An 8,032-nucleotide genomic window follows, 5' to 3' on the forward strand; every position below is an offset into this window, starting at 1 on the left:
CCGCTGATAGATCAGGCGCTGACGGTACAGCGGCAAATGATCGGCATACTTCGATACCAGCACATGGCTGAGCAATTCAGGTGAAGCAATGCCTTTATCAATCACATAGGCGGGCATCGCTTGCTGAGTTAGAGTGTCACACTGATCACAGACCCATTTACCACGCACATGCTGTTCCTTATAGAACTGTGCCGGTCTGAAATGCAGTTTTTCACTGACATCTTCGCCGATACGACGGAGTTGGCAGCCACAAGCACATTGGGTTGATGCAGGTTCATGCTCAATACGGATGGTGTGTAGATGATCTGGCAGTGGTCGACGTTTAGGTTTATTGGTTTTGGCTTTCTGTGTCGCTGCATTGGTTTTATCTGCATTTAGCCGTTCCAGTTCTAGATCAACCGCGGCAATATCTTCTTCAACCGCTTCATCCCACAGATGGATTTGTTTTGCCGTTAAGTGTTCATTCTTTTGGGCGAATTTGTGCTTTTTAAACAGCGCCAGTTCATGCTCGTATTTTTGATTGAGAATAGAAAGATGTTGAACTTTGGCATCCAATTGTTGGTTTGATTGTGCTAGAGACTGATGCTGCAGCGCCAACTGCCTGGTGAATTCCAGCAGTTGTTCATGGGTCAGTTGGCTTAAATCAGGCAGCGTATTCATGACCGCAGTATGCCTGAGGTCATGAGAAGAATGAAATAGAACGTTTGGAGAATAGCAGAATGGTCGAGCCTGGTTTAAAGCATCGTCACCACCTGCTGTCGTCCAATGCGCTGCCAGGGCAAACCTTGGATCAGTGCCTGTAACTGTTCCGGGCTGAGGGCCACGGTTTCACCTTGGTGAACTTGAGCCCAGTGAAATTTGCCCTGTTCCAGCCGCCGGGCACACAGCCAGATGCCCAATCCATCATGTACCAGCACTTTCATGCGATGGCCACGTTTATTACAGAACAGGTAAGCACAATGCGGTTTGATGTAGCCAAAGGCTCTCACCACCTGAGCCATGGTCGTATCCATACCTGCTCGCATATCCAGAGGTTGGGTAGAAAGCCAGATTTCATCAATGCGGATCATGTTGCAAGTGCCTTGAGTAATTCTGCTAAAGCAGATATTTCTGATACTTGCCATTTCAAGCCAATTTCTGCTTTTGAGTGGGGTAAAGTAATTTGAACCGTTAACATGTCAGTAGGAGTAGGATCTAATGGTGTAGAGCAAGATAAGGCAATAAATGCAGGTTTATTCGGTAGTGGTGAGCGATCATTCCCTGGCTTACCATCAATTAAGCGAATCCATTTGGATACAAGATTTGTATTCAATCCATGTTGCAAAGCGACCGAAGCAATTGAAACGTCCGGTGCTTTACAAGCCTGAACGATCTGCTGTTTAAATTCAGCACTGTATGTTCTTCGTTTTTTCGCAAGAGATGCGATGGATGTCTGGTGATTTGTAGTCATAAATTTTAGTCCCCACTTGTTTTTAAGTGGGGACTAAATTAAGGCTTATAGGATGAATTCATAAGGTGTGTTCAGCGGACGCTTACAGTTCACCTCTAATTTTCTATATTCCTCAACTTGTTTTTCTAAAAATATAATTTCAGAACTAACTTTTACTTCTTCTAATTTGATTTTAGAAACATCAGATTCTTCTTTATTTAAGATTCTGATTTCATTGATTTTTATTGTTTCTTTAAATACAGAGAATTGAGGATTTTGTTTGTTAATATCCTTTTCTAAAAAACCAAATTCAACAAGTTTTCGTAGTATTCGATACATACGTTGACGATTAAAGCGATGACGTTCTTTTTTAGATAGTTTCATTCGCTTCCAAAAATCATTTGCAGTCCAATTATGAATTGAATTCGATTGGATAATAGGGAGAAACACCTCGAACAAAGGCATTCTAAGGATTTGCATGGTGAAATACTCTTCAAAATTACAGAAAAGAGGATTATAAGCCGTGGATATATAGTCCTCAAATAGTGATAGTTCTGTTTTTTGAGCAATTGATTCAAATATGTCAGAACTTACTGTTTCTTTTGGTTTGAAGGTTCGAGAACAGAGAAAACTAAAAAAACTAACGCAAGAAAAACTTGCTTTACTTTGTAATATAGATCGTAGCTATATGGGGCGAATAGAGCGTGGAGAAGTGAATATTACTTTAGAAAAAATTTATGAAATAGCTCAGGCATTAGAGATAGATATTTTAGATCTCATGCCCCTTATAGCTAGAGATAACAAAAAATGATTATAGATATAAGTCTTGAATGCTTCATCTAACTTAAGCAATATAGAGACACATTTCTTGTTACTTTATTTGTATGGATCTAAGTTTTAACGTTAATCATTTGAGTAATGAATTCTATCAAACTTACACATTGGTAGATTATAGTGAACGTGAAATTTATAATCTATTGGTATGCGAATTTCAGAGAAAATCTAGGCCATTAATTGTTGATTTTAAACTAATTTTTGAAAATAAATATAAAAATGGATTAAGTCATGATATTCATACTTATCCAGGAAAGCTGTATCCGAATTTAGCGAAATTCTTTTGTAAGGCTTTATATAAAGAGCGAAATACAAATAAATTTTTAGATCCTTTTGTCGGTTCAGGGACAACTATTGTTGAAGCAGCCGCAGAAGGGTATGAGGCTTTCTATTGTGATATTAATCCTTTAGCAAGACTTTTGACTAAAGTTAAGACTACGCAACTCGGAAAAGATGAAATAGACTTTCATTTAGAACAGTTATGTACCTTATATAAAGAAGCTCATTCATTTGAAGCTATTGATGTTATTAATGCTAGTCACTGGTATGACGATAGGGTAAAAAATGACTTAGATAAATTAATGAGTTGTATAGACAGTCTAGATAAAGTGGATATAAAAGACTTTTTCAAAATAGCATTTAGCCATCTTGCTAGGAAAGTTAGTTATTGTGATTTACAAGTATCAGTTCCAGTTAAAATAAAAATTAAATCAAACTTTAGTGCCTTAAGAAAAGCTGAAATCGAAAAGAGGCTTACTTATATTAAAAATGTAGATATCCTGACGACATTTAAAGAAATTGTTGAAAAATACAGTATTTCCCTACAGAATTTTGCCAACTGTTTAAAGGAAAATAGTACAACCCCAAAATTGTTAGCTAATAACGTTACTTTAATTAAAGATGAGGCTGTTTTTGATTTAATAATAACTTCACCACCCTATGGATCTGCACAAAAGTATATTAGAGCATCTAGCTTAAGTTTAAACTGGCTAAAACTTTCAAGGCCTCAAGAGGTAACAATATTAGTCAATTCTTCTATCGGAAAAGAAAGAGTTACAAAAGAAGATAAAGAGAAAAGTGATAATTATTTCAAAAAACTTAATGTTAAGTTTCAAAATGTACTGGAAAAAATAAAAGAGCAAAATTTAACCAGGTATTATATTACCTTGACTTATTTAAAAGAAATGGATTCTAGTCTAGAAAATATTATAAAATCTTTAAAAGAGGATGCAAGGCTTGTATTAGTGGTAGGTAATAATACAGTCTGTAATCAAATATTTTATAATGATGAGTTTTTAATAGATCTTCTTGAAAATAAAGGGCTAAAATTGGAAATACATTTAATTGATTTTATTAAATCAAGAGGACTTATGATTAAAAGGAATAAAACTTCTGGAATTATAAATTATGAAAGTATTTTGGTATTTAAAAAGTAAATCATGATGAAAACTGATAGTGCATATGAAATATATAGGCAAAAAATACAAATTCTGAATGAATATGTTTGGAATAATGATAAGCCTTGGCATGTCATTGAAAAATGGTTAGAAAACTTTACAGGGTATTCTTTTTCTACACCAGAATGTGAAAAATTAATGGCTTTACATATGCTATGTAACTTTAATTATTTCAGTCAAGATATGGTTAGGCAGATGCTGAAATCATGTTATGAGGATCTACTGATTATACCTCTAAAACAAGAGATAAGAAAAAAAAATAATAATACACTTGATGTAGATTTAATTAACTATGAGTTATCCAAAGAAATAGAAGTTACTCGTTTTTTAGGAGCTGGAAATCCTTCAGAAAGTGGGTCCCACTTATTATATTACTTTAGACAAATTAACGATCTTGATGTTAAATATTTTTGTGACTATTATGCTATCTTTCAGGAAGATCAAAGTGGAAACATAATCCTTAAAGATCCTACTCTTAAGCGAGTTGTGTTTTTTGATGATTTAGTGGGAACGGGGCGTCAATTAAACACATTTATCAAAGAAAGAATAAAAAAAATAAGAGCTAGTCTTCCCGATCTAGAGATACAATTTATATCTTTATTTGCAACTTATAATGCATCTAAGAAAATAAATCATGCCGAATCCTTTAATGGGAAAGCAAAAACATTATTTATTCTAGATGAAACTTATAAGGCTTTTGGAAGAAAGTCTAGATATTTTGCTAATCGTGAGTTTCCTTCTCGATCTAAGATTAAAACATTTAGCCGAAAATATTCACAATTATTAGGTTGCGGAATCCGAGATGTGCATGGTTTTGGATATTCGCAATTAATGTTAGGTTTTTCATATAATACGCCTGACAATACTATACCAATTTTTTGGAAAACAGGGCCTCATTTCACTCCAATTTTTAAAAGATACAGTAAGCAAGGATCAGGGCTATGAAAAGAACTTTAAGTGACTATAGCTCCTTACGAGCCGCAGAATATAATGATAGCCAAATTAATGCTGCGTGGTTAGATACTCGACAACAATCTTTTAGAGAAAAGCTATCATTAAGTGCTTTAGGATCCCGATATTTACTAGGGGCGAAAGGGACTGGAAAGACCCACCTGTTAAGATATTTCTCATTAAAAGTAGCCTTGAAAAGAAATTCTTATGATTTAAAGAGTAGCCTGAATGAATTAGGTGCAATAAGTATTTATTTAAGATTGCCAAATGATCTAAGTAAGTTTGACCATCTTGGTCGAGATCAAGGTAAAATTATCTTTAAAGTTTATTTTGAGCTTCTAATACTTCGTTCAACTTTTGATTTGATAGATAATATCTGTTCTGAAAGTAATATAAATGATTCTGCAGTATGTGAGGTTGCAGAAAAATATTTTAATAAAAAATTTGAGAATGTTAGTTATATTCTTGAATATATTAACAATCAGACTAATAAAATTGATGAGGCATTAAAGTATTCCATATTATATGATGATAATAGTAATATAAAAAATATAACTATTATAAATAATATTATTTTTCGGACTAAAGAGTTTTTCAACTCTTTAAGGGAAGAGTTTTTTGATTATAATGTCGTTTACCTTTTTGATGAATTTGAAAATGTAAATAGTGATTATAAAAAAATAATTAATGAACTTGTTCGAATGAGTGAGCCCGGTTATTTCTTTAGAATAGCAGGGAGAAAGGAATCTGCTGTAACAAGCCAAACTTTAAATGAGAAGAATAAAGATGGAAATGAATTCATTCTAATTGACTTAGATGTCATATATAATCAGAATTCAAAACAAGCTAAAGAGCTAAGATTATTTATTTTAGACTTTATTGAAAAACATTTGAGATTAATTGCATCTGATAATTCAAAAATTGATGTGGAGAAAATTTTTGGTTCTGATGAAGATTTTTCTAAATATTTAAATAATGATTATTCTATTTCAAATGAAAAAAACATGAAATTGTATAATTATATAAAAAATTCTTTCATGCGTGCTTTGCCGATTAGTAAAAATATCTCTGCTGAGATTTTCAGTATTCTTGCAAATGGGGTTGATTCACTTCTATTCTTAAAACTAAATATTATTAGATTTATGAAGTCAAAAAAGATTAACGAAAATAATCTTTTGAGTTTAGCTGCTAAGGTTAATTTTGAATATAAAAGCTATCTTGAATTAGGTAGTAAAGAAAAGCCTTATTATACTGCATTAAACCATTATAAATCAGATATTATGTCTCAATTACATTATATGGAAAATCCTCAACGGGTTCCTTTATATTATGGCTTTGAGACATTGTGTCAATTAACTTCATATAATCCAAGAAATGTATTAAATGTATTATATAAAATTGAAAATCAATTAAAATTTGATAACAAGGATTTTTTCTCTGAAGAATATATTTGTTTTGAAGCTCAATCACGAGGTTTTAGAGAAGCTGCGAAACATTTTTTTAATGAAGATACCTCTTATGGTTCAATTAGTATGCAAGCAAAACAAGCTATTGAGAAAATTGGATCATATTTACAAGCTGCTAGATTTTCTTTAAAAATTCCTGAGTCATCTCCATTAGCTATTAGTTTTGCTGAAGCTGATTTAGATGAGAACTGTAATAAAATTTTTAAAGCATGTATTGAGTTTTCACTATTGCAAAATATTGGGAAAAGAAATGATCGAAATTTAACCAATAAACAAAATATAAAAGTTAGATTAAATCCAATGTTATCTCCATTATGGTATTTGCCAGCAGTTTATCGTGGTGATTTAAGTTTAAGTAACAAGTTAGTAAATTTAATGTTTAGTCAATCAAATATGGATGAGTTTAATAAAGAGTTAAAACAGGTTAAGGTTAAGTGGAATACAATTCTTAATAAAAAGAATATTATTGTAGAGCCTATAAAAGAAGATAGCCCAAAACAATGGGAGCTATTCTAATGATAGATTATGATCTTTATTATAGAAGTCATATTAATCCAGAAAATTTATCTAAAATTGATGATATAGATATATTTATTTCTGCCTTTAATAGGAGTAAACGTATAGAAATTGTATATGAAAATATTAAATCAATAAAAAAATATTGGTTCATTCAACCTGAATATAATTTTAATTACGATGATATTAAAAACTTAAATGATGTAATTATTTCTGACAGCTTTCATGAAACTTTTCAGGTAAAAAGGATTATTGACACTTTTAAAGAAAGCTTTGGTGATAACTTTTCTGAGAAAAAGATTGTTATCGACTGTACTGGATTCATGCGCCATACATTAGCTTTTTTAGTAATAAAGTTAGCCGCACTTAAGTGTTCTAATGTAGAGATAATCTACACTGAGCCTAAAACATATATAAATAATGATCGTACAAAATTTAGTGAATTATGTGATGAAGTAAGACCAATTGGCGGAACAGAATTTACTAAAACTGGTTCAAAAGAAGCTGCAATTATGTCGATTGGTTATGATACTGAATTAATGTCTCAGATGCTTAATAGCTATGAAGGGGTAAAGTTATTTCCTCTATTCTCATTTCCCTCTTTAAGTGCTGATATGTTTCAACATAGTGTACTTCAATCTGTCAATATTCAATCACCGCACAAAAGTATCATAAACAGTACTAGATACTTTGCGGCTGCTCACGATCCTTTTTCAACTGCTAAAGAGATTAGTAAGTTAGTATCTATCATCAGTAATGAGCAATACACCAAAAATATATATTTAGTACCTTTATCAACTAAAGCTCAAGTTATAGGTCATGTCTTCTTTTGGTGGAAAGAGCATAAAAAACTTAAAGAAAAAGATATTAATATCAATATTACTTTGCCTATTCCAAAAGCATATAAATCGGTGACCAGTAAAGGGATCGGTAGAATATGGAAATATACTCTTGAGCTATAAGTGAGAAGAAAGATTATAGCTTCTTTTCTTTTTAAATATGAGAAGCTATTTCTTTGACTAAGAAGAGTTAGTCTGTATGCTGAAGCAATTGATTTAGTAGCACTAAAGGTATTAATCCCAATAATCATCCATGATTTGGTCCCACTCTCGTTTAGCTTTTATATCTAAAAATTCTCCATTTGGTGAATTGTAGTCATAGTAGTCGTCAACATTGTAACCAAGATTTTCAAGTGCTTTATCAGTCTGGACATTTAGACTTTGTTTTAAAAAACTTATGTCGTGAATCCACTGTAAGCGTCCGCTGAACCCCACTTTTTCTAACTCATTAATACCGCGATAGTGTCCACTTAAATTTAAGTGGACACCTATTTATGGATTTAAAGACAGTTATAGACAGTGCACCAACGCTAAAAAAGC

General features: G+C 32.1%; 8 protein-coding genes and 1 pseudogene. 5 read left to right on the top strand and 4 right to left on the bottom strand.

Annotation, left to right across the window (positions count from 1 at the left end):
* The 4 genes and pseudogenes from AC1P5O_RS15630 to AC1P5O_RS15645 all read right to left on the bottom strand — a co-directional run.
* A pseudogene (locus AC1P5O_RS15630) lies at positions 1–660 on the bottom strand (IS66-like element ISAba25 family transposase); the annotation flags it as partial.
* A 74-nt stretch (positions 661–734) separates the two neighbouring features.
* On the bottom strand, positions 735–1,070 hold the full coding sequence (gene tnpB, locus AC1P5O_RS15635) for an IS66 family insertion sequence element accessory protein TnpB (RefSeq protein ID WP_005265675.1): 336 nt from the start codon (positions 1,068–1,070) through the stop codon (positions 735–737).
* A complete protein-coding gene (tnpA, locus tag AC1P5O_RS15640; RefSeq protein WP_004733109.1) occupies positions 1,067–1,450 on the bottom strand; it encodes an IS66-like element accessory protein TnpA in 384 nt (127 codons plus the stop codon). The genes tnpB and tnpA overlap by 4 nt, the downstream gene beginning before the upstream one ends.
* A 45-nt stretch (positions 1,451–1,495) precedes the next feature.
* Positions 1,496–1,813 carry a hypothetical protein gene (locus AC1P5O_RS15645; RefSeq protein ID WP_336755351.1) on the bottom strand — a complete coding sequence of 106 codons (318 nt, stop codon included), beginning with the start codon at positions 1,811–1,813 and terminating at the stop codon, positions 1,496–1,498.
* Between the two features lie 196 nt (positions 1,814–2,009).
* Here AC1P5O_RS15645 and AC1P5O_RS15650 point away from each other — a divergent pair, with 196 nt between their 5' ends.
* The 5 genes from AC1P5O_RS15650 (at position 2,010) to AC1P5O_RS15670 (ending at position 7,615) form a co-directional block, all read left to right on the top strand.
* On the top strand, positions 2,010–2,240 hold the full coding sequence (locus tag AC1P5O_RS15650; RefSeq protein ID WP_004281399.1) for a helix-turn-helix domain-containing protein: 231 nt from the start codon (positions 2,010–2,012) through the stop codon (positions 2,238–2,240).
* Positions 2,241–2,340: 100 nt separating this feature from the next.
* Positions 2,341–3,699 (top strand): DNA adenine methylase, encoded by a 1,359-nt coding sequence (locus AC1P5O_RS15655; protein ID WP_228128548.1) that lies wholly within the window; start codon positions 2,341–2,343, stop codon positions 3,697–3,699.
* Between the two features lie 3 nt (positions 3,700–3,702).
* Positions 3,703–4,665: a phosphoribosyltransferase-like protein gene (locus tag AC1P5O_RS15660; RefSeq protein ID WP_005095129.1), complete on the top strand. Its 963-nt coding sequence runs from the start codon at positions 3,703–3,705 to the stop codon at positions 4,663–4,665.
* On the top strand, positions 4,662–6,653 hold the full coding sequence (locus tag AC1P5O_RS15665; RefSeq protein WP_004281404.1) for an ORC-CDC6 family AAA ATPase: 1,992 nt from the start codon (positions 4,662–4,664) through the stop codon (positions 6,651–6,653). Before AC1P5O_RS15660 ends, AC1P5O_RS15665 begins: the two co-directional genes overlap by 4 nt.
* A complete protein-coding gene (locus AC1P5O_RS15670; protein ID WP_005095131.1) occupies positions 6,653–7,615 on the top strand; it encodes a hypothetical protein in 963 nt (320 codons plus the stop codon). Before AC1P5O_RS15665 ends, AC1P5O_RS15670 begins: the two co-directional genes overlap by 1 nt.
* The last annotated feature ends 417 nt before the right edge of the window (positions 7,616–8,032 follow it).

This window comes from Prolinoborus fasciculus, assembly GCF_056724605.1.